Here is a 24010-nt window from a genome sequence, read left to right as displayed (position 1 = left end):
CAGCACGAGTCTAGGAAACCCGGGAAACGTACCGAAGAACGGGTAGTAGTCCCCGCCGGCAGGTCCTGCGCGAGGTGGCCAGGCGGGCTTGGGGTGGGTGGGGTCGACCACTACCCGTTCTTCGGTACCACTCAGTCGTCCCAGAACAGGCGGGCGACGGTGTTGTGGGCGTGGCGGGTCAGGCGGAGGTAGTCGTCGGAGAAACGGCTGGATTCGCCGGGTGGGTAGCCGCAGATCTGGGCGACCGCGGCCAGGTCGCGGGGGTCGCGCGGGAGGGAGTCGCTGGGACGGCCGCGGACCAGCATGATCGCGTTGCGGATGCGGGAGGCCATCGTCCACGCGGCCCGCAGCGTGTTCGCTTCGGCCGGTTCCACCAGGCCGGCCTCGACGGCCGCGTCCAGTGCACCGAGCGTGCGCGTCGTCCGGAGGCCGGGGACCCGGTGCGCCTCGCGGAGCTGGAGGAGCTGGACCGTCCACTCGATGTCGGCGAGACCGCCGCGACCGAGCTTGGTGTGGGTGCTCGGGTCCGCGCCGCGCGGCAGACGTTCGGCGTCCACGCGCGCCTTGATACGGCGGATCTCCATCACGTCGCGCTCGCTGACCCCGTTCGCCGGGTAGCGCAGCGGGTCGATCAGCTCCCGGAACGACTGGCACAGATCGGCGTCACCACACAGCGGATCGGCGCGCAGCAACGCCTGCGCCTCCCACACCGCGGACCAGCGCGCGTAGTAGGACGCGTACGACGCCAACGTCCGGACCAACGCGCCCTGCCGGCCCTCGGGACGCAGGTCGGCATCGACCGCGACGGCCGGGTCCGCGCCCGGCAGCGCCAGCAACCGGCGGAACTCCGTCGCCGCCTGCGTGGCGAAGTCGGTCGCCGCCTTCTCGTCCGCACCCGGCTTCGGGTCGTGGACGAACATCACGTCCGCGTCGCTGCCGTACCCGAGCTCGTGCCCGCCGAACCGGCCCATCGCGACGATCGCCATCCGGGTCGGCTCGGGCTCACCCTCTGCAATCAAGCGCTGTGCGACAGCCCGCCGCGCGACGTCCAGGGCGGTGGTCAGTGTCCCGACCGAGATCACGGTCAGCGCCTCCCCGACCGCCTCGATGTCGAGCAGCCCGGACAGATCCGCCGCGGCCACCCGGAACAGCTCGCGCCGCCGGACCGCCCGGATCGCGGCCACCGCGGCCTCGGGCTCGTCGTGCCGGCGGGCGGCGGCGGACATCTCGCTCAGCAGGGCTTCCTGCGTCCGTGGCACGAGTTCGCGTTCGTCGGCGAGCATCGCGGTCGCTTCGGGCGCGCGCTGCAACAGGTCCACGGCGTACCGGCCGCTCGCGAGCAGGTGGGCGAGCCGCTCGGCCGACGCGCCCTCGTCGCGAAGCTGGCGTAGGTACCACGGCGTGGACCCGAGCGCGTCGGAGATGGTCCGGAAGGCAAGCAGCCCCGCGTCGGGATCCGGCGACTCCGCGAACCACCCGAGCATCGCGGGCAGCAACGCCTTCTGGATCGACGATCGCCTCGACACCCCCTCGGACAGGGCCTCGATGTGCCGCAGCGCCGAGGCGGGGTCGGCGTACCCGAGCGCGGTCAGGCGCTGCTTGGCGGCCTCCGGCGTCAGCCGCACCTCGCCGCCGGGGATGCGGGCGACGGCCGCGAGTAGTGGCCGGTAGAACAGCTTCTCGTGCAGCCGTCGTACCTCGAGCGCGTGCTTCTTCCAGGCGGCGGTCAGATCGCCGACCGGGTTCTTCGTGAATCCGAGCGAACGGCCGAGCCGGCGCAGGTCGGCTTCGTCGTCCGGCACCTGATGTGTACGACGCAACCGGTACAGCTGGATGCGATGCTCCATCGACCGGAGGAAGCGATACGCGTCGGCGAGGACGGCGCCGTCCGTGCGGCCGACGTACCCGGTCTTGGTGAGCGCCTCCAGCGCGACGAGCGTCGTACCGCTGCGGACCGCGTCGTCGCTGCGGCCGTGGACGAGCTGCAGGAGTTGTACGGCGAACTCCACGTCTCGCAGACCGCCGGGGCCGAGCTTGAGCTGGCGATCGACGTCGGCCGCGGGGAGGTGGTCGACGACCCGACGCCGCATCGCCTGGACGTCGTCGACGAACCCCTCGCGATCGGCCGCCGACCACACCAGCTCCGCGGTCTTCTCGGCGTACTGCTGACCGAGCTTGGCGTCGCCCGCGACCGGGCGAGCCTTGAGCAGGGCCTGGAATTCCCAGGTCTTGGCCCAGCGCTGGTAGTACGCGAGGTGGCTGTCGAGGGTGCGAACGAGCGGGCCGGCCTTGCCTTCCGGGCGCAGCGCGGCGTCGACCGGCCAGAGCGTGCCCTCGCCGGTGTGGGCCGAGCAGATCCGCATCGCGGCGGCGGCCAGCTGGGTCGCGGTCTTCAGCGCGGGTGCCTCCGGCTCACCGTCGAGCGGCTCGGCGACAAACAACACGTCGACATCGCTGACGTAGTTGAGTTCGCGGCCGCCACACTTGCCCATGGCAATGATCGCGAGCCGGCAGTCGGCCGCGCCGGGGTGCGCGGCGAAGTACTCGTTGCGGGCGATGTGCAGGGCGGTCTCGAGCGCTCCCCCGGCCAGGTCGGCCAGTACGGCGGCCACCTCGTCGACCAGCAGACCCTCGGCGAGGTCACGTGCGGCGAGCCTCAGCAGCAACCGCCGATACTCGATGCGCAAGGCATCGACCGGGTTGTCGGCGTCGACAGCGGTCGCAAGCTTGGCCGCGACGTCCTCGACCGACGGGCGCGCGCCGGCCAGCGCGGGATCGGCCAGGTCGTACCAGTGCCGCGGATGTACGCCGAGATGCCGCCCGAGAGCCTCGCTCGCGCCCAGGACGTACACCAGCCGGCGCCGGAAGCCGTCGTCCATCTCGAGCGTGCGCGTGAAGGCGGCGACGTCGTACTGATGCCGCTGCAGCGCCTCGACCATGCCGCACAGCCCGTGCAGCGCGAGGTCCGGATCCGCCGACTCCGAGAGAGTGGTGATCAGCTGCTCGGTGGCCATCGGGCTACGGGTGTCCAGCGCGTCCAGTTGCTCCAGCATCACCCCGGCCCGGTGCGGATCCCCGAAGCCCAGCCGGGCCAGCCGTCCTTCCCACGAACCCCTCCGAGCCTCAGCCACGTCTGCAGGCTACCCAAGCGCACCCACCCGCCAACCCCCGGGCGTCAGCTCTACCAGGCCCCTCACATCTGCCGCGCGGGCTCCCGCGTGACACAATCTCGATGAGCGCGCGACCTGATTGCGAGGGGATTGCGATCAACACACGGAGTTGCCTGGCATATTCGGGCTGTAGTCGGCATGATGGCTTCTCATGGTCATGATGACGGGGTCGCTCGCTGTTCGGGGCACGGTGGTCTGGTTGACGCCCCAGCAGGGCGGGCGAGTGTCCGGGCCGCCTGAGCCGGATTACGACTACGACTACACAGCCACCGCGTACCTGCCACCACGGACGGCCGAGGACGGTCAGGCAGGGATCGCGCTGCGCCGGTTCGCGCCCGGCGCCTGGCGGACGCAGGCCGAGGGCATTCTCGTGCCGGCCAAGGGAAATCGGGCCCAGCAGGTGATTCCCGGCTGCCTGGTGGTGATCACCGAGGGAGTTCGCCCGGTCGGCCTGCTCACGGTCGAGGAAGTGCACGCCCTGGCCCCCGACGGCACGCCGGTGATCCCGGCCGTGGAAGAGCCGCCGATCCAGACCCTCACACAGCCGTCTGCGGGCGAGCCGCCGTACCGGCACTCCACGGCCGCATCCCGGTGGACCTCGCAACACGCCTCGGACGACGCACCACCGCAGCCCGCCAACGTCTGACCGCCCGCCGTTGCAGGTCGTCGGCAATGGGCTACCGGATCGCGGCCTCGCCCCGGCAGCCCGTGCGGATCATCGAGATCCTGGTGGGCTGATCAGTCGGCGAACTGGTTCAGCACCGCGAACTTGCCTGTCGCGCCCACGTGGACCGGCACGTCGCTGGCGTCGTACGCGTTCAGCTGGCTTCCGCACGGGACAACATCAAGGGAGAACCTCGCAACTGCACCCTTCACCCCACCGCATACCAGGTGTGAAGGGATCAGATCAGGGGTGAACCCCGCACGTGCCGCCGGGGCCGGCTTCGGGGAGGTGGCCATTCCAGATCATCTTCCCCACCTTGCTTGACGCGGCACCAGCTCTACAGGACAGGGAGGAGTTTGTTCAGCTCGAACGGGGTGACCTGGCGGCGGTAGTCCTGCCATTCGGCGCGCTTGTTGCGGAGGAAGAAGTCGAAGACGTGCTCGCCGAGGGTCTCGGCGACCAGTTCGCTGTCCTCCATCGCCTGGATGGCTTCGGCGAGACTGCTGGGGAGCGGTTTGATGCCGAGGGCCTTGCGTTCGCGGGCGGTCAGCGACCAGACGTCGTCCTCGGCCTCACGCGGCAGCTCGTACCCCTCCTCGATGCCCTTGAGCCCGGCCGCCAGCATCAGCGCGAAGGCGAGGTACGGGTTCGCCGCGGAGTCGAGCGAGCGGAACTCGACGCGGCTCGACTGCCCCTTGTGCGGCTTGTACATCGGCACCCGGACCAGCGCGGACCGGTTGTTGTGCCCCCAGGAGATGAACGACGGCGCCTCGTCACCGACCGCGAGCCGCTTGTACGAGTTCACCCACTGGTTCGTCACCGCGGTGATCTCGGCCGCGTGGTGCAGCAGCCCGGCGATGAACGCGCGCCCGGTCTTGGACAGCTGGTACTGCGCGCCGCCCTCGAAGAACGCATTCCGGTCACCCTCGAACAGCGACATGTGGGTGTGCATGCCGGACCCGGGCTGGTCACTCAGCGGCTTCGGCATGAAGGACGCGTAGATGCCCTGCGACAGCGCGACCTCCTTCACCACCACCCGGAACGTCATGATGTTGTCCGCGGTCGACAGTGCGTCGGCGTACCGCAGGTCGATCTCCTGCTGGCCCGGCCCGCCCTCGTGGTGACTGAACTCGACCGAGATGCCCATCGACTCGAGCATCGTGATCGCCTCACGGCGGAAATCGTTCCCGATCCCCTGCGGCGTGTGGTCGAAGTACCCGGACGAGTCGACCGGCTCCGGCGTCGTCCCGGGCGCGCCGACGAGCGACTTGAACAGGTAGAACTCGATCTCGGGGTGCGTGTAGAAGGTGAATCCGAGGTCGGCCGCCTTCGACAACGTCCGCTTCAGCACGTGCCGCGGGTCGGCGAACGACGCGGACCCGTCCGGCATGTTGATGTCGCAGAACATCCGCGCGGTGCCCATCGTCTCGCCCCGCCAGGGCAGGATCTGGAACGTCGACGGGTCCGGCTTGGCCAGCATGTCCGCCTCGGTCACCCGGGCGAACCCCTCGATCGCGGATCCGTCGAAGCCGATCCCCTCGGCGAACGCGCCCTCCAGCTCGGCCGGCGCCACCGCCACCGACTTCAGGAACCCGAGCACGTCGGTGAACCAGAGCCGCACGAAGCGTACGTCGCGCTCCTCCAGCGCGCGCAGCACGAACTCCTGCTGCTTGTCCATCAGTCCACCTCCAGATGTGAAGCCCGCACACAGTGTGCCCCGGCTCTGTTAAGCAGACGTTACGTGCTGCGGGCGACATCCACCCCGTCAGGGCCTAGCGTGTTCCCTTGTGCAGACGATCTTCGGCGCCGGGTACCAGGTGGCGCTGATCGTGGCCGCGCTGCTGTGCCTGAGTGACCTGCTGCTCAGCACGGCCCGATTCGTCCAGTCGATCCGGAAGAAGCGGCCCGCCGAGCGCGACGTCCTCGGCCGGCGCTGGCTGCCGGTCCCGGAGCTCGGGTTCGGCATGTTCGCGTTCTGCTGCCCGGGACTGGTCACGCTCGGGCTGACCCACCACGAGGCCGACAACCTGCCGACCAAGCAGATCCTGCTCGCCGCACTGGTCTTCGGGTACGCCGGGGCCGTGCTGTCCCGGGTCGTCCGGACACCGGGTCCCGGCGGCCGCCGGTTCCGGCTACGCGCCGGCCTGCTCCTTGGCCTCCCAGCTCTCTTCGGCCTGGTCTTCGGGCTCTCCGCCTTCTGACGCCCGCCGCCGCTGGAACCACGGCACCACCCGCTCGAGCGGCGCGAACGCGAGCCAGCAGACCACCGTCGGCAGGAAGTGGATCAGCAGGATCGCCGTGTTCGCCGCGTGGAACCCGAGGAAGAACAGGGCCCCGAGCAACTGCCACCGGCCCTTCAGGAACAGGATCACCGGCGAGAGGAACTCCGCGATGATGCCGACCCACTGCATCACGTGCAGCATCCATGGGTGATGCAGCAACCACTCCCCGACCGGGTGCGGCCGCCGTACGATCGCCCAGGTCAGGATCGCGCTGTTCGGCCACGCGAGCGTCCATCCGGCACCACGGAGCTTGGCGATCGAGGACAGGAAGTAGGTCGCGATCACCGAGATCTGGATGCACTTGATCGCCCAGCCGGCGGCCTCGGATCTGGTCTGATCGCCGTACGACGCTCGGCCGCGGCGGCCGGCCTTCACGGTCGGGAGGACCCAGAGGGCGACCACCAAGGCAAGGTGGTCGTGGTCGACCTTGCCGTCGCTCATCCCGATCAACACCCACCAGGTGAACGCGGGCGCCACGATCCAGCCCGCGATCCGCGGGAAGTAGTTGGTCGCGCCGACCAGGCAGGCCACGATCAGGACGACGTACAGGGCGGTCGTGTTGGCGACCGACGGCTTGGGCAGATCGAGCATGCGCGCCAGCAGCAACGGCTGGTACAGGCCGGGGTGCTCGCCCTTGTCGCGGGTGTCGCGGACGAACGCGTGCATGTCGAGGATGACGAACAGATAGAAGACCGTCCGCAGGTACGCGACCCGGGCGAGGGCGATCTTCGGCGTGAACCAGTCGGCGACCCGGCTGGCCGTGGTCCGCCCGGCGGTCTCGGAGGTGCTCACTTGCGCACCTCCCAGGTGGCGAGGACCTCGGAGGTCGGCGGGCCCTCGACCCGGCCCTTGACCAACTGGGTGGTGTCCCGGATCAGTTCGAGCTTCACGTACTTCGGCTTGTCCGGATGCTTGCGCGCCCACCCGTCCGCGACCTGCTGCAGCAGCGAGGGGTCCTTGACGATCTCGCCGGTCCGGGCCTCGATCTCGGCCCGGGCGACGCCGGCGCCCTCGATGTTCAGCGGTACGTCGACCGTCGTACCGGCATCGGTGAGCGCGCTGATCCGGGTGAACGTGATCGCGGCGTCGTCGGCGACCGATCCGGCGTACTGCGACATCGGGCCGAACGGCCAGGCGTCGTCGGAGGCCCGCACCGAACCGTTGATCAGCAGGCCGATCCCGGCCAGGGCGACTGCCACCCGTACGCCCTTGCCGATCCGGCCCAGCCGGACGTCCCCCGCCCGTACACCTTCTGTCACGCCCGTCATTAGACCATCCCCGGTTTCGAGGGGTCACTGGTAGGGGATTTTCTGAAGTATGACCGCCCCAGAAAATTTCCAACGCGTTCGGATGTCCCGGCGTACCCTGCTGCGCGGCGCTGCCGCCGGCGGCGTACTGATCGGCTGCGTCTCCCTCCCGGCCACAGCAGCCCAGGCAGCCCCCGCGCCGCGCTGCTACACGCGCACGGAATGGTCCGCGCGTCCACCCAAGTCCGCCACCTCCGTGATCGGCGCGCCCGACCACATCGTCATCCACCACACCGCGAGCCCGAACGTCACCGACTACTCGCTCGCGGCGGCGTACAAGGTCCAGCACTGGATCCAGGACCTGCACATGGACACCAACGGCTGGATCGACATCGGCAACCAGCTGACGATCAGCCGCGGCGGGTTCCTGATGGAGGGCCGGAGCAAGTCGCTGTCCTCGATCAACAACGGGCAGAACGTGCTCGGCGCCCAGACGGCGAACAACAACAGCCACACGATCGGCATCGAGCACGAGGGCATCTACGTCACCGAGAACGTGCCGACCGCGCTGTTCGACATGTCGGTGCTGACGTGCGCCTGGCTGTGCACGAAGTACGGCCTGGATCCGCACGCGGCGATCGTCGGGCACCGGGACTACAACACGACCCAGTGCCCCGGTGACGTCTTCTACGCGAGGCTGCCCGAGCTGCGCGACCGGGTGGCCGCGGTCGTCCTCGGCTGATAAGTGATCCGACGGATCAGGAGCTCGAACGGTCCGCGGTAGCCGACGCGTCGCATCTGGTCGGCTATCACCACGGTCGCCAGCCAGGTCGCGACGGCGAGCAATGCCGTCGTGGTTGGGGTGAGCGTGCGCGACAGGTCGAGCAGGTACGGCGTGAAGACGACAGCCCACATCACGGACTGGGACAGATAACAGGTCAGCGAGCGCTGGCCGACGGCGGCGATCGCCAGGGTGATCGGACCTTGGCGATCGTTCAGCCGCAGCGCGATCAGGACGATCAGGGCGGCGTACCCGAAACCGCCGAAGACACCAGATGCGTCGTGCAGCGGACCGAGGATATTCAGCGCGTGGTCGCTCGGCTGGTCGATCACTCCGCCGACGACCAGCGACACCGGCAGGGCGCCGGCCACCGCGATGGTGAGGCCGACGACCGCGGTCGTGGTCAGCAGGGTGAGGTGCTCGGCGGGACGCTCGAGGATGCGCCGCCGGCCGGCCCAGAGCCCGATCAGGAACGGGGTGACGAACCCGATCCATCCGAGCCCGGCGATGAACGGCTGCACGACGATCCGGTCGCCGAACTGGCCGATGAAGTCCGGCGGCAGCATCGAGGGATCCGCCGCGTCGGAGGCGGTCGCCATCGAGTCGTCACTCGGGAGCGCGGTGAGCACGAGCACGAACGCGGCCACGATGAACAGCCAGCGGTCCTTCCAGCGCAGTGCCCAGACCCCGAGGAAGAGGAGTACGCCGTACGCCGCGAGGATGTCGCCGATGTAGAGCAGCATCGCGTGCAGGAACCCGAGCACCACCAACACCAGACTCCGCCGCCACAGCAGCTTGCGGATCCCCCACCACTCGGTCCCCGCATCCCGCTGCCGCCGCACGATCTGTGCCACGCCGTACCCGAACAACACCCCGAACATCGGAAACGCCCGCCCATCCACGAACGTCGAGATCCCCATCCCCACGACGCCAGCCTCGACCGGAAACCCCCCGAACACCCGGTCGCCGTAGATGAAGTAGTGCGAGTTGGCCAACGCAATGAACAGCAACATGAACCCCCGAGCCAGATCCGGCCCCAAGGCCCGCTCACTCAACCCGGTCGGTCCACCCTGAACGCTCATACCAGCGAGTCAAAGCCGCGCGGCCCCGCTCTCGCATCCGCCGAAAGTCCCCGGGCGGCGAACCTTGGTCGCTGGTGCCACGTCAATAACCGGCTCTTCTGCTGGATGTGTGGGCGAAGTGAGCGAGGTCGGCTGATGTGCAAGCTCGACAGGACGTGTCGGTCCGGGGTGGTGGTCAGGCGAGCCATTCACGCCTGACCTCGCCCGGCCCGGGGCGGACACCTCCTGTCGACCTTGCACACCCGCCGACCCGCCCACGACCGGAACGCGTTGCGTACCTCAGGATCTGATGCCTGCCTTGACGATGTGTACTTCGCCCACACATCCAGCAGGAGAGCCGCATAACCGTTGGGCAATCCACCGGACCGCGCCGACCACTGCACCAGCCACGCCGACATCCCGCAGCGCCGCAGCCCACACCATCGCGATCGGTCACTTTGTGCACGAGATCCGCACGGCGACTGCCTCGGCGTACGCATCTGGTGCACAAAGTCGCCCCGTGACCGGCGAGCGGAGTGGGGGGAGGATATCTGCCCGATTCAGAACACAGCCCGATTCGGGAGGGAAAGCCTCCCCGGTCCAGAGGAACCAGGGACGACGACAGAGGCGACCTTCAGGTGCGTCGCTAGATTCGTCGGCATGGGAAGCGTCATCGCGTTCACCGGGTTGCCCGGCACCGGAAAGTCGACCCTGGCCGAGGCCCTCGCCACCGAGACCGGCGTTCCCGCTTTTGCCGGCGACTGGTTGCTGGGAGCGCTCAAGCCGCACGGCGTGCCGACCGGGCTCAGCCGGCCGACCTTCCTTGCGATGTACTACGACCTGCTGGAGGCGTTGATCAAACGACAACTGATGCTCGGACAGTCCGCGATCGTGGACGGTCTCATCGACGATCTGGTCGCGGAGCGCTGGCAGAAGACGGCGGCGGAGTACGACGCTCGGCTCGACGTGATCATGTGCGTTTGTACTGACGAGGTGGAGCATCGGCGGCGGCTGGAGGGCCGCACGCGGGGCATCCCCGGATGGCACGAGGTCGGCTGGGATCACGTTGAGCGGATGCGCGTGGAGTTCCCGGTCCTGACCCATGAACACCTGACCGTGGACGCGCTGGATCCGGTCGACGGGAACCTGCGACTCGTCCGCAAGTACATCTCACGTGGGTAAGAGCCGGGGGAACCAGTAATGTGCTCCCGTGCCTCAGCTTCGGGTAGCTCTTGCTCAGCTCAATGTGACCGTGGGTGACATTGACGGGAACGCGGACAAGATCGTCGCGTGGACCCGTAACGCTGTCGAGCGCGGTGCCCACGTCGTGGCCTTCCCGGAGCTCGGGCTGACCGGCTACCCGGTGGAGGACCTGGCGCTGCGGGCGTCGTTCGTGGACGCGTCGCAGGCGCGGATCCACGACCTCGCCCAGCGGCTGGCCGACGAAGGGCTCGGCGACATCGTGGTGGTCTGCGGCTACCTCGACCGCGCCGGCGGTACGGCGATGGGCATCGACCGGCTCGGCCGCCCCAAGGGCTCCCCGACGAACTCGGCCGCGGTGATCCACCAGGGCCGGGTCGTGACCAGCGCGGTCAAGCACCACCTGCCGAACTACGGCGTCTTCGACGAGTTCCGGCACTTCGTCCCCGGCAACACCCTGCAGGTGATCCGGATCCACGGCATCGACGTCGCCCTGGTCATCTGCGAGGACCTGTGGCAGGACGGCGGCCCGGTCGCCGTCACCAAGGCCGCCGGCGCCGGTCTGCTGCTCGTCGTCAACAGCTCGCCGTACGAGGCGAACAAGGACGACGTCCGCGGTGACCTGGTCCGCCGCCGCGCCCGCGAGGCCGGCTGCTCGCTCGCCTACGTCAACCTGGTCGGCGGCCAGGACGAGCTGGTCTTCGACGGCGACTCGCTGATCGCCGACGCCGAGGGCAGCGTCTTCGCCCGCGCCCCGCAGTTCGAGCAGGGCAGCATGGTCGTCGACCTCGACCTCCCGGCCGCATCAGGTACGCCGTCCGGCACGCACGAAGGCATCGAGATCGTCCACACCGTCCTGCACGAGGACGCCCTCGAGCCGTACGAGCCGATGGACTCGGCCGTCGCGCCGCGGCTGTCCGACGAGGCCGAGATGTACGGCGCGATCGTCACCGGCCTGCGCGACTACGTCCAGAAGAACGGCTTCAAGTCCGTCCTGCTCGGACTCTCGGGCGGCATCGACTCGTCGCTGGTCGCGGCGATCGCGTGTGACGCGATCGGCCCCGAGCACGTGTTCGGCATCTCCAACCCGAGCGTCTACTCCAGTGACCACTCCAAGGACGATGCCGCCGATCTGGCGGCCCGCACCGGCCTCAACTACCGCGTCGTACCGATCCAGCCGATGGTGCAGCCGTTCCTCGACACGCTGGGCCTGACCGGCCTGGCCGAGGAGAACCTGCAGGCCCGGGTCCGGGCGGTCGTCTGGATGGGCCTGTCGAACGCCGACGGCCACCTTGTGCTTGCCTGCGGCAACAAATCCGAGCTGTCCGTCGGCTACTCGACCATCTACGGCGACGCGGTCGGCGGCTACGCACCGCTCAAGGACGTCCCGAAGACGCTGGTCTGGCGGCTGGCGAAGTGGCGGAACCAAGACGCGATAGACCGCGGCCAGCAGCCGCCGATCCCGGCGAACTCGATCGCCAAGCCGCCGTCGGCCGAGTTGCGCCCGGGACAGCAGGACACCGACTCACTGCCGCCGTACGATCTGCTCGACGACATGCTGGACGACTACGTCGAGCAGGACCGTGGCAGTGCCGAGCTGGTCGCCGCCGGGTTCGACACCGAGCTGGTCACGAAGGTGATCCAGCTGGTCGACCGGGCGGAGTACAAGCGCCGGCAGTATCCACCAGGCCCGAAGATCACCCACAAGGCTTTCGGCCGGGACCGGCGACTGCCGATCACGAACGCATGGCGTGAGGACGCAAGGAAGGCAGCCGAGCACTGAGCGACTCCTGGCGGTACCGCCCATCCACCGACACCCCGTGGGGCACCCCTGAGGAGCCCACCGGCCGTTCCGGCCTGCCTGCTGACGACCGCGGCGGTCGGGCGGGGAGGGAATTCACCGATGTGAGCGATCGCTCACCCACAGGCGGTGGCGCTCACCCTCCGCAACGGTGGGACGATGAAGGCATGGTTGACAACTTCCTGTCGGCCGGTACCCCGGGTGACGACGAGGAGCTGCCGTCGCCGTACGGGACCGGACCGAAGAACCGGACAACCGAGGAGCACCGCCGCTCGGACTACGACAACGACACCTGGCGGGACCGGCCCAACGGGCTCGGCCTCGACCCGTCACCGTCCCTGCCGAACGCGCCACGGTCGTACGAGCGCGGCCCGGTGCCGCAGCAGCCGTACGTCCCCAAGCCGCCGTACCTGCCCGCCGCACCGCCACCACCGTCACAGCAACCCCAGCAGCGGCAGTACGGCGACCACCCGCCGAACCGGCCGTACGGCGATCAGCCGCAGAGCCGACCGCAGGCCGACCAGCCGCACCGGCCGGAGTACTACGCCGAGCGTGAGCAGTCGGCTGCTGACGAGCCGACGTACGGACAGCCGGCGTACCCGGAGCAGAACCCGTTCCGGCCGCAGCAAACGCCGGCCCAGCCGACGCCGCCGCCATCACAGGGCCGCCCGAGTCCGTTCGGACCGGGCAGCAACGGCACATCGCCGAGCCGCCAGCCGCAGCCGCCGGCCGGACCGCCGGCGCAGCAGCGCCCGCCGGCACCGCCGCAGTCGAGCAATGGCGTGACGCAGCGCCCCGCCGCACCGCACAGCTCGAACGGCAGCACCAACTGGAGCAGTCCGGCCCCGACGCCGAGTCCTGCTCCGCCACAGACCCCTGCCCAGAGCAACGGACACGCCAATGGGCCGAGCAACAACGGGGTGACCCCGCAGCAGCCGTCGAACCCGGCGCCGCAGCCGCAGACACCACCACCTGCTCCAGCTCAGAACCAAGCACCGCAGCCGCAGCAACCGCGACCTGCCGCGCCCGCCACTCCCCCGCCGAACTACCCGGTGGACACTCCGACGATCACGGCGTACGTGCCGGAGGCGATCGAGTCCTACCAGCAGGAGCCGGGACAGAAGCAGGACAACGGCTACCTGTCGGATCCGAGCGCGGAGTACGAGAGCAACACGCCGGTCAGCGAGGAGCCCAAGCGGCTCGGCGCTCGGCGGCGTGCGGACGTCCAGCAGGACGCTCCGAGCCAGGTCGCCAACGAGCCCGGCGCATCACACCGCGCGGCGCGTCGGGCCCAGGCGACGGCGAGCAATGCGCCGTCCGAGCTCGGCGGTTCCCCCGCGTCGGCGGAGAACAAGCCGGCCGGTGGCAATGGTCCGGGTGAGGGCAGCAAGCGGCCGCGGCGCTACCGCGTCCACCACCTGCGCGACATGAAGAACCATGGCGAGAAGTGGGCCATGTTGACGGCGTACGACCAGTACACCGCCGAGATCTTCGACCAGGCAGGCATTCCGGTGCTGCTGGTCGGTGACTCCGCCGCTAACAACGTGTTCGGGTACGACACCACTCTGCGCGTCACCGTCGACGAGTTGATCCCGCTGGCGCGGGCTGTCGCGGGTGCGGTCGAGCGGGCGCTCGTCGTCGCCGACCTGCCGTTCGGTTCGTACCAGGCGTCACCCGAGCAGGCCTTCCACACCGCCGTCCGGTTCATGAAGGAAGCCGGCGTACATGCGGTGAAGCTCGAAGGCGGCCGGAACATGGTGCCGATGGTGGAGAAGCTGACGCAGTCCGGCATCCCCGTGATGGCGCACATCGGCTTCACGCCGCAGAGCGAGCACAGCATCGGCGGCTACCGGGTCCAGGGTCGTGGCGACCAGGCGGCCGGGCTGATCGACGACGCGGTCGCGCTGGCCGAGGCGGGCGCGTTCTCCGTCGTACTGGAGATGGTGCCGGGCGATGTCGCCGCGGAGATCACCAAGCGCGTCTCGATCCCGACCATCGGCATCGGCGCCGGCCGCGACACGGACGCCCAGGTCCTGGTCTGGCAAGACATGGCCGGCCTCCGCTCAGGCACGATGCCCCGCTTCGTCAAGCGGTACGCCGACTTACGCGGCATCCTCACCTCCGCAGCCACCACCTACGCCGCCGAAGTAGCCTCCGGCACCTTCCCCACCGACGAACACACCTTCTAGCCCAGGCGGCAGACGACGTCGGCGGCGTCCGAGGTCTGCAGGCTGAGCACGTCGAAGCCTGCCGATATGAGCTCGGCGCGGAGTGCGTCGGCCGTCAGGTGTCTTCGGTGGGGGATATGCCAGCGGCCGTCGATCTCGACGACCTGATCGGCAACCGTGCCGGCTGGGACCTCGCGGTAGTACATGCCGGTAGATGCGTCGTAGCTGAAGCCAGGCTCAGCCCGGCGTCCCGGCGCATGCAATGCCGTCGAGACGATGTAGTAGCCGCTCGGCTTCAGGCGTGCGCGGACGGCCTCGAAGACAGCGGCGCGATCTTCGTCAGTGACGATGGACTGCAGGCAGAAGCTGTCGAGGACGAGGTCGTAGCGGCTTGTCACCGGTTCGGATGCGAGGGCACAGATGTCCGCCACGCTGAATTCGACCTGCACGCCCCGCTCCTCGGCCATCCGTCGCGCGAGCGTGATCGCCTCGGGGATGAGATCCATCGCGTCCACTTGGAAGCCACGAGCGGCGAGGTAGCAGGCCGCGGGACCGGTGCCACAGCCGTACTCGAGCACACTGGTCGCAGTCGCTGCCGGAAGATCGAGGCGGGGAATGATCCGCTCGAGGAACCCGCGGTTCTGGAAGTTGTCATAGGTCCAGGCGCCGCTCTGGTCGAACAGGTCGTTCCACTGGGTGTACCCGAGCTCTTCGATCTTCCGGTAGGCGGACTCATGCTCAGCTTGGTAATAGCGCATGCCGATCTCCTCAGCTGTCCAGGCCTAGGGCTTTGAGTGCTGCGAGGGCCTGGGCCTTCGCTCGAGGGCGGGAGGTGGCGGGGTCGAGGCCGAGCAGGCGGCGGCGGTGCGGTTCGCCGAGCAGTAGGCCGAAGAGGTGCTCGGCGGTGACCGCATCACCGTCGAGCAGTTCCGTGAGTACGTCGAGGTAGCGGCGCGGGCCGTTCGCGTAGAACGCCGACGCGAGTTCGGGGAACTGCCGGGCCTCCGCGATCACCAGTCGGTGCAGGTCGATCGCTTCGTCCGAGTGCAGCGTGGTCACCAGCCGGGCCGCGACCTGCTCGAGACTGTCGGGTTCCGCCGACGGCAGGACCTGGGTGTTCAACCTGGCCACGACCGCGGCGAAGACCTCCGCCTTGTCACCGACATAGGTGTAGATCGTGCGCTTGGTCACCTGGGCCTCGGTGGCCAAGCGGTCCAACGGCACCCCGCCGTACCCGTGCGCGAGGAACAGCCGGACCGCGGCGTCGAGGATGTCCTCGCGCCGCCGCTCCCGCTCCGCACCCGTCGGCCGGCCGAGCTTGCGCCGTTCCTGCTGGCTCACGTGATCTCTCACCTCATAAGAATGATACTATTCAGTGTCATTATCCGTCGTTCCGCCTGAAGGACAGACGATGTCCCCTGACGTTGCCACATCCCGGAGTCGCTCCCGGCGCCGCACCACGCCGCCGGACGTCCTGCTCGAGTACTACCGGGAGATGTTGTTCATCCGCCGCTTCGAGGAGCGCGCCGCCCGCGCGTACACCGAGGCCGAGATCGGCGGCTACTGCCATCTCAACCTGGGCGAGGAGGCGACCGTCGTCGGGCTGATGCGCGCGCTCGCCCCGGACGACTACCTGTTCACCAACTACCGCGAGCACGGCTACGCGCTGGGCCGCGGGATCGAGCCCGGCCGGGTGATGGCCGAGCTGTACGGCCGCAGCGACGGCGTCTCCAAGGGCTGGGGCGGGTCGATGCACCTGTTCGACTTGGAGACGCGATTGCTCGGCGGCTACGGCATCGTCGGCGGCCAGTTGCCACTCGCCACCGGCGCCGCGCTCGCGATCGCCTACCGCGGCGGCCCGGAGGTGGTTATGTGCCACATGGGCGACGGTACGACGAACACCGGCGCCTTCCACGAGTCACTCAACCTCGCCGCCCTGTGGCAGCTGCCGATCGTCTACGTGGTCGTGAACAACCAGCTCGGGATGGGTACGACGGTGGAGAAGTCGTCGGGCGAACCCGAGCTGTACAAGCGCGGCTCGTCGTACCGGATCAAGGGCGAGCGGGTCGACGGAAACGACGTGGTCGCGGTCCGGGCCGCGGCCGAGCGGGCGATCGCGGCGGCCCGGAAGGGGCGGCCGATGTTGCTCGAGACGGTCAGCTCGCGGTTACGCGGTCACTCGGTGGTGGACCCGGCGGCGTACCGGACGAAGGAGGAGACGGCTGCTCTCCGGGCGGCGGACCCACTGTTCGCGCTGGCGGACGATCTGCGGGCGTCCGGCGTACTGACGGAGGTCCTGGCCAAGGAGATCGAGGCGGACACGGTGGCGCGGGTGGCGGCTGCGGTCCGGTTCGCCGAAGCGAGCCCGCCGCCGGACATCGGGACGTTGTTCGACTACAACTACGCGACGCCGGCCGCCAACGACTCCCGCCGGCTGCCTGCTCAGCCGCTGTTCACGGCGGTGAACGCGTGACCGAGATGACGTACCGGCAGGCATTGCGGGACACGTTGCGGGCGGAGATGCTGCGCGACGAGAACGTGTTCCTGATCGGTGAGGAGATCGGGATCTTCGAGGGCTCGTACAAGATCACCGCGGGACTGCTGGCCGAGTTCGGCGAACAGCGGGTGCGCGACACCCCGATCTCGGAGGAAGGCTTCACCGGGGCGGCGATCGGCGCGGCGATGCTCGGGCTGCGGCCGGTGGTCGAGCTGATGACGATCAACTTCTCGCTGCTCGCACTGGACCAGATCGTCAACCACGCGGCGAAGATCCACGGAATGTTCGGGGGCCAGTGCCGGGTGCCACTGGTGATCCGCACTCCGGGTGGCGGAGGCCAGCAGCTTGGCGCCACCCACTCGCAGAACATCGAGCTGTACTACGCGTTCGTGCCCGGACTGAAGGTCGTTGCCCCGAGCAACCCTGCGGACGCGAAGGCGTTGCTGCTGGCCGCGATCCGCGATGACGACCCGGTGCTCTTCTTGGAGAACCTCGCGCTCTACAACACCCGCGACGAGGTGCCGGACCACGACGAGCCGGCCGAGATCGGCCGCGCCGCGATCACCCGGCCAGGGACGGACATCACTGTGATCGGGTACTCGCGGATGGCCGCGGTCGGATTGCAGGTCGCCGAGGAACTCGCCCGTACCGAGGGCATCGACTGCGAGGTGATCGACCTGCGCAGCCTGCGGCCGCTCGACCGTCCGACGGTGGTGGAGTCGGTACGACGTACGCACGCGGCAGTCGTGTTGGAGGACGACTGGCTGACGTACGGCATCGGCGCCGAGATCGCGGCGACGATCTCCGACGGGGCGTTCGATCAGTTGGATGCGCCAGTCCGGCGGGTGGCGATGGCGGAGGTGCCGCTGCCCTACGCGAAGAGCCTGGAGACTGCGGCATTGCCGTCCGCGGATGACGCCGCGACGGCGATCCGGGAGACGTTGTCGGCCGTCGGCCGGTTGCGCCGAGAGGAAGCACGATGAGCGCGATCCTGATGCCGCGACTGTCGGACACGATGGAGTCCGGCGTGATCGCGACCTGGCACAAACGTCCCGGCGACGAGGTCCAGCCGGGCGACATCCTGGCCGAGATCGAGACCGACAAGGCGGTGATGGAGTACGAGGCGTACGAGCCCGGCACCCTCACTTCTGTCCTGATCGAGGAGGGCGCGGAGGCCGCGATCGGTACTCCCATCGCCATCCTCACCACGGCGGACGACGCGACAGCCGCTGTGCCCGCGGAACAGGACGACGGCGCAGGTGCCTCTGATCGGCCGCTGGCGTCGCCATTGGCTCGGCGGGACGCGAGCGAGCACGGTGTCGATCTGCGGCGCGTGACCGGCTCCGGCCCCGGCGGCCGCATCATCCGCGCCGACGTGCTCGCAGCCGCAGCCGGCACGGCGCCAACACCGACGCCGACCGCAACCGTGCCATCGTCCACGGCAGCCCTCGCGGCCTCCACTCCACCGCCCCCGGCAGCAAACCCTGCGGCGTCCACAGCACCCGGCCCCGCGAACAATGCGGGGTCCACAACACCCAGCCCCGCGAACAATGCGACGTCCGCTGCACCCGGCCCGGCGGACCGCGCGACGGCCACGCCACCGGCCCCGGCACCTCCTGCGGCGTCCGGTCCATCGACCCCTGCGCCCCACGCTTCCCCACTGCCTGCAGCTTCATCCCCTGTCTCCGGGGTGGTTGAGCCGTTGGGGTTGTTGCGGCGGACGAGTGGCAGGCGGTTGGCGGAGAGCGCTCGGGAGATCCCGCACTTCACGTTGACCGCCGTGGCCGACGTGGAGGATCTGGTAGCACTGCGAGGCGAGCTCAACGAGCGCCTGCAACAGGCGGGCCGGCCGAAGATCAGCGTCAACGATCTCATCGTCCGCGCCTGTGCGTTGACGCTTCGGGACCACCCGGACGTGAACTCGTCCCTCGTGGACGACGGACTGCTCAGGCACCCCGACATCAACATCGGCGTCGCGGTCGCCACCGCCGAAGGTCTGCTGGTCCCGGTGATCCGGAACGCGGACCGGCGAAGCGTGAGCGACATCGCCGCGGCGAGCACGGACCTCGCCGTACGGGCGCGGGAGCGACGGCTCCAGCCGGAGGAGATGACCGGCGCCACGTTCACCGTCAGCAATCTCGGCATGCTCGGGATCGAGGAATTCACCGCGATCATCAACCCGCCCGAGGCCGCGATCCTCGCCGTCGGCGCGGTCCGCCGCGAACCGGTCGTCCTCGACGACGGCACGATCGGTCCCCGGACCCGCGTCCGGTACACCCTGTCCGCCGACCACCGGATCCTCGACGGCGCGACCGGCGCCCGCTACCTCGCCGACCTCACCGAACTGCTGCAGAACCCGTGGGTCATCACCATCTGAGCTAGATCCACGTCAAGCAAGGTTAGGGAGGTATCCGGCGTAACCACTGCCTCGAAACCGGCCCCGGCGGACAGGTGCGGGGTTCACCCCTGATCTGGTCCCTTCACCCCGGGGATGCGGTGGGTAGAAGGGTGCAACTGCGAGGTTCTCCCCCGAAGTTGACCCCGGGCGGAAGCCACGTACGGAACGACCTCACCGTTTCGTGGCGAGGGACTAGATCCAAGGCAGAGCGGAGCGTTCGGTCCAGTACTCCTCGGGTTGCTGGACGAACTCGGTCAGCGGGCCGTCAGTGCGGTAGGCGAGGTTGCTCTCGAGTTGTTCGGCGGTGATGGCGCCGCTGAGCACGATGTCGGCCCACGGCTGCTGTACGGCGGCTCCGATGGCCAGCGCGTCGGGCGCGATGCCGTGCTGACGGGCGAACTCGTTGAACGGCGTCTCACCGGCCCTCGCCGTCAGACGGCCGTTGGCGACAACTTCCTTCACCACCACGAACCAGCCGGCGTCGTGCGCCTCGGCCAGCGCTTTCCCTGCTGAGGTCTCCAGCACGTTCCAGGTCGCCTGCACCGCCGTGAACGGTCCCCCGAGATCGACCGCCTTGCGCAGCGTCTCCGCCTGCTGCGGTCCGCTCGTCGACAATCCGACGCGTACGCCGTCGTCCGCGAGTTGCCGCAGTCGATCAAGCAACTGTTTGTCGCCGAGTGCGGGGCTGTCCGCCGTGAGGCTGTGCACGAGGTAGTAGTCGGGCGGTCCACCAAGCGCTCGAAGTGTCTCCGGCCACTGCCGCTCGAAGGTCGCGAGGGTGTGGTCCTTCACCTCGTGGGTGTCGACGTCGTTCCGCCAGTCGGCGACGTACGTGTAACCCCACTTCGAGCCGATGGTCAGCTCCGAACGGCGCTCCGGCGTCAGCCACTCACCGAGGAACTTCTCCGCAAGACCGTACGAACGCGCGGCGTCGAAGTACCGAACACCTGCCTGCCAGGCCTGCTCGAGCAACTGATGCGTGCGCTGCCGAAGGTCCTCGACCGCCCGCCCCGGCGGGAGATCCTCGTCATGTCCGAGGTTGATGTACCCAGGTCGCCCGAGTGCCGCCAGTCCGAGGCCGATGCTTGCCATGCATCTGATCCTAGGTGTCTGCGGCAACTAGTGTGAGACGCGCCGCATCGGACGGCGCGGAACCGCCTGTGTCGTCTAGCGTTTTGTTGTGTGAGCGAATCCCGATTGCCACCGCCCGGCACCGTCGTACGGCGTACGACGGCGCGCGTGCTGCCCGTCCGGCCGGACGGCAAGGTGTTGCTGCTGCACGGCTGGGATCCGCTGAAGCCACAGACGCCGTACTGGTTCACCATCGGTGGTGGCGTGGAGGCCGGCGAGACGATCGCGCAGGCGGCCAGCCGGGAACTGCTCGAAGAGGTCGGCATCCGGATGCCGGTCGACGCGCTCGGCGCACCGGTGGCGACGAACACGATCGAGTTCGAGTGGGGCGGGTGCCCGATCATCCAGCACCAGACGTTCTTCGCGGTCGCGGTGGACGGCGTCGACGTGACGTTCGCCAACCAGGAAGAGCTCGAGCTGCAGACGATCAGCGCACACGGCTGGTGGTACGGCGACGACCTCGAGGCGACCGGTCAGGCCGCGCACGTCACCATCCCAGGTCTGCTCCGCCAGGCCGCCGACGCGATCACCCTGCGCCGCGCGTCCTGAGTCACCCCTCTCCCGATCAACGCTGCCGGGCTTGTTTCAGCACTTGTCCGTGCAGCACTTCTTCTTCGCGGTCATCGACGGCACGCAGCGACTGTAGGTGAGGCATACCTAACGGTCTAGCTGAGACGGCAGCGATCGTCACCGCAACTGAGCGCTGAGCAGCGACCGCGCCTCGACCAGCGACGGCCCGTACCAGGTGAGATGGCGCCCGGACACACACTTCGCCGGCCGGGTGAATGCTTCTGGCCCGTCGGTCGGTGAAAAGGCATAAGGCTCATCCGGCAACACCACGATGTCGTAGTCGGGTAACACGTCCGGGTCGATCCGCGGATAACGTTCACCGGCATCACTCAGCACGTTGTCGACGCCGATCCGCGACAACAGATCACCCGCGAACGTGTCCCGGCCCAACGCCATCCACGGCCTCCGCCAGATCGGTATCACGGCCCTTCGGCGCATTTCGACGTACGGCGAACTCCACACCGTCCGCGCATCACGTAACCAGGCCGGCACGTCGCCGATGATCGCGGACAGCATGCGGTCGAGTGAGTCGAGTGATTCGGCGACCGTCGTCGGTGCGGTCACCCAGACCGCGATTCCACTCGCGCGCAACGCGTCGAGATCGACGGCGCGATTCTCTTCGGCGTTCGCGAGTACGACGTCGGGTGCAAGCTCGCGGATGCGTTCGAGATCGGGATTCTTGGTGCCGCGAACACGTGGTACGTCGAGGTCCGCGGGATGTGTGCAGTAGTCGGTCGCACCAACGATCAGCGACGCATGTGTCACCGCGATCGACTCGGTCAACGACGGCACGATACTCACCACGCGCGTCACGTCGACGGGCAGTGTGACGGTGTCTTCGAGGTCGTCTCGAGCACTCCGCATCGGTCTGTACCACCTCACGTTCGCAGGACGTTGCCGACGACAACACTCGCCGATTGCACCGTTCGGCACGCAGTTTGTGCGCGTGTCGCCAAGAAATTCTTGAGCACCTCAGGCATGCTCGGACCGCGACGGAATCCCTTCTGCACAAGGATTTTCGGCATTTGCGCACCGCTTTGCGGCTCACACGCCTTAACCTGCGGACGTTTCGGGTGCTTTACGTAGGCACCAAGTGTTGTCATCATCATGACGACGAGGAATCCACCGTGGTTTTCCTCAGCCGCACCAAGGAGGCAGAGTGCCAGCCAAGAAGGCAGCCGCAGGGAAGGCGACAGCCAAAAAGGCTTCTCCCGCCAAGAAGACTGTCGCGAAGAAGACCACTGCAGCGAGGACGACGTCCACGCGCAAGGTCAGCGCAGCGAAGAAGACAGTGACGAAGAAGGTGAGTGCGGCAAAGACGACCGCCGCCAGGAAGACGGTGGCGAAGAAGGCCCCGGCCAAGAAGGCCACCGCGAAGAAGACTGTCGCGAAGAAGGCCCCGGCCAAGAAGGCTCCGGCCCGCAAGACCGTCGCGAAGAAGGCGCCGGCGAAGAAGACCACCGCCAAGAAGACGACCACGACGGCGAAGCGGACGGTGGCCAAGAAGGCGCCCGCGAAGAAGACGGTCGCGAAGAAGGCCCCGGTCAAGAAGGCTCCGGTCAAGAAGACCGCCGCCACGAAGGCGCCCGCGCGCAAGGTCGCGGCGAAGAAGGCCCCGGTCAGGAAGACCGCCGCCACGAAGGCGCCCGCGCGCAAGGTCGCGGCGAAGAAGGCGCCGGTGCGGAAGGCCGCCGCGAAGAAGGCGCCGGCCCGCAAGGCCCCGGCCCAGCGGGTCACCCGCTGAAGCGGACGTCCGCGCGACGTCGACTGACACCAAACACCAAGGGGCACCACCGGCCATCGGTGGTGCCCCTTGCTGCACAACCAACCACAACCATCGCGCGCAGCGGGGTGTGGTGTGTTGCTTTGTCAGTCGTCGTTCCACTTGGGGTCGTTGTCCCAGGCCTCGTTGCGTTCTTCGACCTTCTCCAGCGCCCGCGCGGCTTCTTCCGGGGAGCTGTACGGGCCGAGCCGGTCGCCCGACTTCGCCCCCGAGTACGGCTCGACCTTGCCGGTCTTGGTGTTGTAGTACCACTCGTTGCTGTGATCGTCGCTCATCTGGATGACCACCTCCTGGGAGTCTTGTCGCAGCTCACTAGAATGATCTCACCATGTCGACTCTCACTCCCGGCATCATCTCGCCGCGCCGCGAAGTACCCGCCTCCATCCCGCGCCCCGAATACGTCGGCAAGCCGGCCCCGACGCCGTACGACGGTTCGTACGTGACGGCGCCCGAGGTGGTGGACAGGATGCGGGTCGCGAGCAAGCTGGCCGCGCAGGCGCTCCAGGCGGTCGGTGCGGCGGCGAAGCCGGGAGTCACCACCGACGAGCTCGACAGGGTCGGCCACGAGTACCTGATCGAGCGCGGCGCGTACCCGTCGACCCTCGGCTACCGCGGCTACCCGAAATCGCTGTGCACCTCGGTGAACGAAGTGATCTGCCACGGCATCCCCGACGACCGCCAGCTCGAGGACGGCGACATCGTCAACGTCGACATCACGGCGTTCCTGGACGGCGTGCATGGCGACACCAACGCGACGTTCCTGGTCGGCGATGTGGACGAGGAGAGCCGGCTGCTGGTCGAGCGCACGCAGGAGGCGCTGAACCGCGGCATCAAGGCGGTCAAGCCCGGACGCCAGGTCAGCATCATCGGGCGCGTGATCGAGTCCTACGCCAAGCGCTTCGGGTACGGCGTGGTCCGCGACTTCACCGGCCACGGCATCGCGACGTCGTTCCACTCCGGCCTGATCATCCCGCACTACGACGACGAGCGCTTCGACGACGTGATCGAGCCCGGCATGACGTTCACCATCGAGCCGATGCTCACCCTGGGCACGTACGACTACGACCTGTGGGACGACGGCTGGACCGCCACCACCAAGGACAAGTCCCGCACGGCCCAGTTCGAACACACCCTGGTAGTCACCGACACCGGCGCCGAAGTCCTCACACTGCCCTGACATCACGCCCTCTGAGCACGCTCATCTGGCGGGCATCTACGCGTCCTTCCAACATCGCGGGGCCAGTCCGGGGAGGGTTT

Annotated in this window: 23 protein-coding genes; 12 read left to right on the top strand and 11 right to left on the bottom strand. The window is 68.5% G+C overall.

What is annotated here, in order from left to right:
• Positions 1-131: 131 nt before the first annotated feature.
• On the bottom strand, positions 132-3131 hold the full coding sequence (locus OG558_RS27835; protein ID WP_405065645.1) for a bifunctional [glutamine synthetase] adenylyltransferase/[glutamine synthetase]-adenylyl-L-tyrosine phosphorylase: 3000 nt from the start codon (positions 3129-3131) through the stop codon (positions 132-134).
• Between the two features lie 190 nt (positions 3132-3321).
• On the opposite strand from OG558_RS27835, the gene OG558_RS27830 reads away from it, so the two are divergent.
• A complete protein-coding gene (locus tag OG558_RS27830; protein WP_405065644.1) occupies positions 3322-3816 on the top strand; it encodes a hypothetical protein in 495 nt (164 codons plus the stop codon).
• 92 nt (positions 3817-3908) lie between these two features.
• Here the strand turns inward: OG558_RS27830 and OG558_RS27825 are convergent, their stop codons facing one another.
• Positions 3909-4130, bottom strand: a complete 222-nt coding sequence (locus tag OG558_RS27825) for a hypothetical protein (protein ID WP_405065643.1) — start codon at positions 4128-4130, stop codon at positions 3909-3911.
• 41 nt (positions 4131-4171) lie between these two features.
• On the bottom strand, positions 4172-5512 hold the full coding sequence (gene glnA, locus OG558_RS27820) for a type I glutamate--ammonia ligase (RefSeq protein WP_328522078.1): 1341 nt from the start codon (positions 5510-5512) through the stop codon (positions 4172-4174).
• A 109-nt stretch (positions 5513-5621) separates the two neighbouring features.
• On the opposite strand from glnA, the gene OG558_RS27815 reads away from it, so the two are divergent.
• Entirely contained in the window at positions 5622-6035 is a 414-nt protein-coding gene (locus OG558_RS27815) for a hypothetical protein (protein ID WP_329475547.1), read from the top strand.
• Here OG558_RS27815 and OG558_RS27810 read toward each other — a convergent pair.
• Both OG558_RS27810 and OG558_RS27805 read right to left on the bottom strand, forming a co-directional pair.
• Positions 5967-6908, bottom strand: coding sequence for a hypothetical protein (locus tag OG558_RS27810; RefSeq protein ID WP_405065642.1), 942 nt, complete (start codon positions 6906-6908; stop codon positions 5967-5969). The genes OG558_RS27815 and OG558_RS27810 overlap by 69 nt on opposite strands.
• A complete protein-coding gene (locus OG558_RS27805; RefSeq protein ID WP_405065641.1) occupies positions 6905-7375 on the bottom strand; it encodes a hypothetical protein in 471 nt (156 codons plus the stop codon). The genes OG558_RS27810 and OG558_RS27805 overlap by 4 nt, the downstream gene beginning before the upstream one ends.
• Positions 7376-7466: 91 nt before the next feature.
• On the opposite strand from OG558_RS27805, the gene OG558_RS27800 reads away from it, so the two are divergent.
• Complete coding sequence (locus OG558_RS27800; protein ID WP_405065640.1) at positions 7467-8105, top strand: peptidoglycan recognition family protein; 639 nt, start codon at positions 7467-7469, stop codon at positions 8103-8105.
• Here OG558_RS27800 and OG558_RS27795 read toward each other — a convergent pair.
• Positions 8051-9226, bottom strand: a complete 1176-nt coding sequence (locus OG558_RS27795; RefSeq protein WP_405065639.1) for a DUF418 domain-containing protein — start codon at positions 9224-9226, stop codon at positions 8051-8053. The genes OG558_RS27800 and OG558_RS27795 overlap by 55 nt on opposite strands.
• Before the next feature lie 639 nt (positions 9227-9865).
• On the opposite strand from OG558_RS27795, the gene OG558_RS27790 reads away from it, so the two are divergent.
• The 3 genes from OG558_RS27790 to panB all read left to right on the top strand — a co-directional run bounded on the left by OG558_RS27790 (position 9866) and on the right by panB (position 14395).
• Positions 9866-10387, top strand: a complete 522-nt coding sequence (locus OG558_RS27790; RefSeq protein ID WP_405065638.1) for an AAA family ATPase — start codon at positions 9866-9868, stop codon at positions 10385-10387.
• Between the two features lie 28 nt (positions 10388-10415).
• Entirely contained in the window at positions 10416-12188 is a 1773-nt protein-coding gene (locus OG558_RS27785) for an NAD+ synthase (protein WP_405065637.1), read from the top strand.
• Positions 12189-12373: 185 nt separating this feature from the next.
• Entirely contained in the window at positions 12374-14395 is a 2022-nt protein-coding gene (panB, locus tag OG558_RS27780) for a 3-methyl-2-oxobutanoate hydroxymethyltransferase (RefSeq protein ID WP_405065636.1), read from the top strand.
• Here the strand turns inward: panB and OG558_RS27775 are convergent.
• Together OG558_RS27775 and OG558_RS27770 are read right to left on the bottom strand one after the other, a co-directional pair.
• Positions 14392-15132 (bottom strand): class I SAM-dependent methyltransferase, encoded by a 741-nt coding sequence (locus OG558_RS27775; RefSeq protein WP_405065635.1) that lies wholly within the window; start codon positions 15130-15132, stop codon positions 14392-14394. The genes panB and OG558_RS27775 overlap by 4 nt on opposite strands.
• A gap of 10 nt (positions 15133-15142) precedes the next feature.
• Complete coding sequence (locus tag OG558_RS27770) at positions 15143-15727, bottom strand: TetR/AcrR family transcriptional regulator (RefSeq protein WP_405065634.1); 585 nt, start codon at positions 15725-15727, stop codon at positions 15143-15145.
• 58 nt (positions 15728-15785) lie between these two features.
• On the opposite strand from OG558_RS27770, the gene pdhA reads away from it, so the two are divergent.
• The 3 genes from pdhA to OG558_RS27755 are packed head-to-tail and all read left to right on the top strand — an operon-like array spanning position 15786 to position 19248.
• Positions 15786-16847, top strand: a complete 1062-nt coding sequence (pdhA, locus tag OG558_RS27765; protein WP_405065633.1) for a pyruvate dehydrogenase (acetyl-transferring) E1 component subunit alpha — start codon at positions 15786-15788, stop codon at positions 16845-16847.
• Between the two features lie 5 nt (positions 16848-16852).
• Positions 16853-17854: an alpha-ketoacid dehydrogenase subunit beta gene (locus OG558_RS27760; protein ID WP_405072225.1), complete on the top strand. Its 1002-nt coding sequence runs from the start codon at positions 16853-16855 to the stop codon at positions 17852-17854.
• A complete protein-coding gene (locus tag OG558_RS27755; protein WP_405065632.1) occupies positions 17851-19248 on the top strand; it encodes a dihydrolipoamide acetyltransferase family protein in 1398 nt (465 codons plus the stop codon). Before OG558_RS27760 ends, OG558_RS27755 begins: the two co-directional genes overlap by 4 nt.
• A 213-nt stretch (positions 19249-19461) precedes the next feature.
• Here the strand turns inward: OG558_RS27755 and OG558_RS27750 are convergent, their stop codons facing one another.
• A complete protein-coding gene (locus tag OG558_RS27750; protein WP_405065631.1) occupies positions 19462-20361 on the bottom strand; it encodes an aldo/keto reductase in 900 nt (299 codons plus the stop codon).
• Positions 20362-20451: 90 nt separating this feature from the next.
• Between OG558_RS27750 and OG558_RS27745 the strand changes: the two genes are divergently transcribed.
• Positions 20452-20949 carry an NUDIX domain-containing protein gene (locus OG558_RS27745; RefSeq protein WP_329475534.1) on the top strand — a complete coding sequence of 166 codons (498 nt, stop codon included), beginning with the start codon at positions 20452-20454 and terminating at the stop codon, positions 20947-20949.
• 138 nt (positions 20950-21087) lie between these two features.
• Here OG558_RS27745 and OG558_RS27740 read toward each other — a convergent pair whose 3' ends face one another.
• Positions 21088-21834: a helical backbone metal receptor gene (locus OG558_RS27740; RefSeq protein WP_405065630.1), complete on the bottom strand. Its 747-nt coding sequence runs from the start codon at positions 21832-21834 to the stop codon at positions 21088-21090.
• Positions 21835-22129: 295 nt separating this feature from the next.
• On the opposite strand from OG558_RS27740, the gene OG558_RS27735 reads away from it, so the two are divergent.
• A complete protein-coding gene (locus OG558_RS27735; protein ID WP_329475532.1) occupies positions 22130-22714 on the top strand; it encodes a histone H1-like repetitive region-containing protein in 585 nt (194 codons plus the stop codon).
• Between the two features lie 125 nt (positions 22715-22839).
• Here OG558_RS27735 and OG558_RS27730 read toward each other — a convergent pair whose 3' ends face one another.
• Positions 22840-23028, bottom strand: a complete 189-nt coding sequence (locus OG558_RS27730; protein ID WP_328522093.1) for a hypothetical protein — start codon at positions 23026-23028, stop codon at positions 22840-22842.
• Between the two features lie 53 nt (positions 23029-23081).
• On the opposite strand from OG558_RS27730, the gene map reads away from it, so the two are divergent.
• Positions 23082-23930: a type I methionyl aminopeptidase gene (gene map, locus OG558_RS27725; RefSeq protein WP_328522094.1), complete on the top strand. Its 849-nt coding sequence runs from the start codon at positions 23082-23084 to the stop codon at positions 23928-23930.
• Positions 23931-24010 lie beyond the last annotated feature (80 nt).

The organism is Kribbella sp. NBC_01510, from assembly GCF_045040325.1.
Lineage (GTDB): Bacteria > Actinomycetota > Actinomycetes > Propionibacteriales > Kribbellaceae > Kribbella.
The sequence above is the reverse complement of the archived record's forward strand: the minus strand, read 5'-3'. Positions and strand labels throughout refer to the sequence as shown.

Excerpts from the sequence above, each read along its gene's own strand:
- OG558_RS27830 (WP_405065644.1), top strand. The coding sequence starts at position 3,322 with ATGGTCATGATGACGGGGTCGCTCGCTGTTCGGGGCACGGTGGTCTGG.
- OG558_RS27825 (WP_405065643.1), bottom strand. The coding sequence starts at position 4,130 with ATGGCCACCTCCCCGAAGCCGGCCCCGGCGGCACGTGCGGGGTTCACC.
- glnA (WP_328522078.1), bottom strand. The coding sequence starts at position 5,512 with ATGGACAAGCAGCAGGAGTTCGTGCTGCGCGCGCTGGAGGAGCGCGAC.
- OG558_RS27800 (WP_405065640.1), top strand. The coding sequence starts at position 7,467 with ATGTCCCGGCGTACCCTGCTGCGCGGCGCTGCCGCCGGCGGCGTACTG.
- OG558_RS27795 (WP_405065639.1), bottom strand. The coding sequence starts at position 9,226 with ATGAGCGTTCAGGGTGGACCGACCGGGTTGAGTGAGCGGGCCTTGGGG.
- OG558_RS27790 (WP_405065638.1), top strand. The coding sequence starts at position 9,866 with ATGGGAAGCGTCATCGCGTTCACCGGGTTGCCCGGCACCGGAAAGTCG.
- panB (WP_405065636.1), top strand. The coding sequence starts at position 12,374 with ATGGTTGACAACTTCCTGTCGGCCGGTACCCCGGGTGACGACGAGGAG.
- OG558_RS27775 (WP_405065635.1), bottom strand. The coding sequence starts at position 15,132 with ATGCGCTATTACCAAGCTGAGCATGAGTCCGCCTACCGGAAGATCGAA.
- pdhA (WP_405065633.1), top strand. The coding sequence starts at position 15,786 with ATGTCCCCTGACGTTGCCACATCCCGGAGTCGCTCCCGGCGCCGCACC.
- OG558_RS27760 (WP_405072225.1), top strand. The coding sequence starts at position 16,853 with ATGACGTACCGGCAGGCATTGCGGGACACGTTGCGGGCGGAGATGCTG.
- OG558_RS27755 (WP_405065632.1), top strand. The coding sequence starts at position 17,851 with ATGAGCGCGATCCTGATGCCGCGACTGTCGGACACGATGGAGTCCGGC.
- OG558_RS27750 (WP_405065631.1), bottom strand. The coding sequence starts at position 20,361 with ATGGCAAGCATCGGCCTCGGACTGGCGGCACTCGGGCGACCTGGGTAC.
- OG558_RS27740 (WP_405065630.1), bottom strand. The coding sequence starts at position 21,834 with ATGCGGAGTGCTCGAGACGACCTCGAAGACACCGTCACACTGCCCGTC.
- OG558_RS27730 (WP_328522093.1), bottom strand. The coding sequence starts at position 23,028 with ATGAGCGACGATCACAGCAACGAGTGGTACTACAACACCAAGACCGGC.
- map (WP_328522094.1), top strand. The coding sequence starts at position 23,082 with ATGTCGACTCTCACTCCCGGCATCATCTCGCCGCGCCGCGAAGTACCC.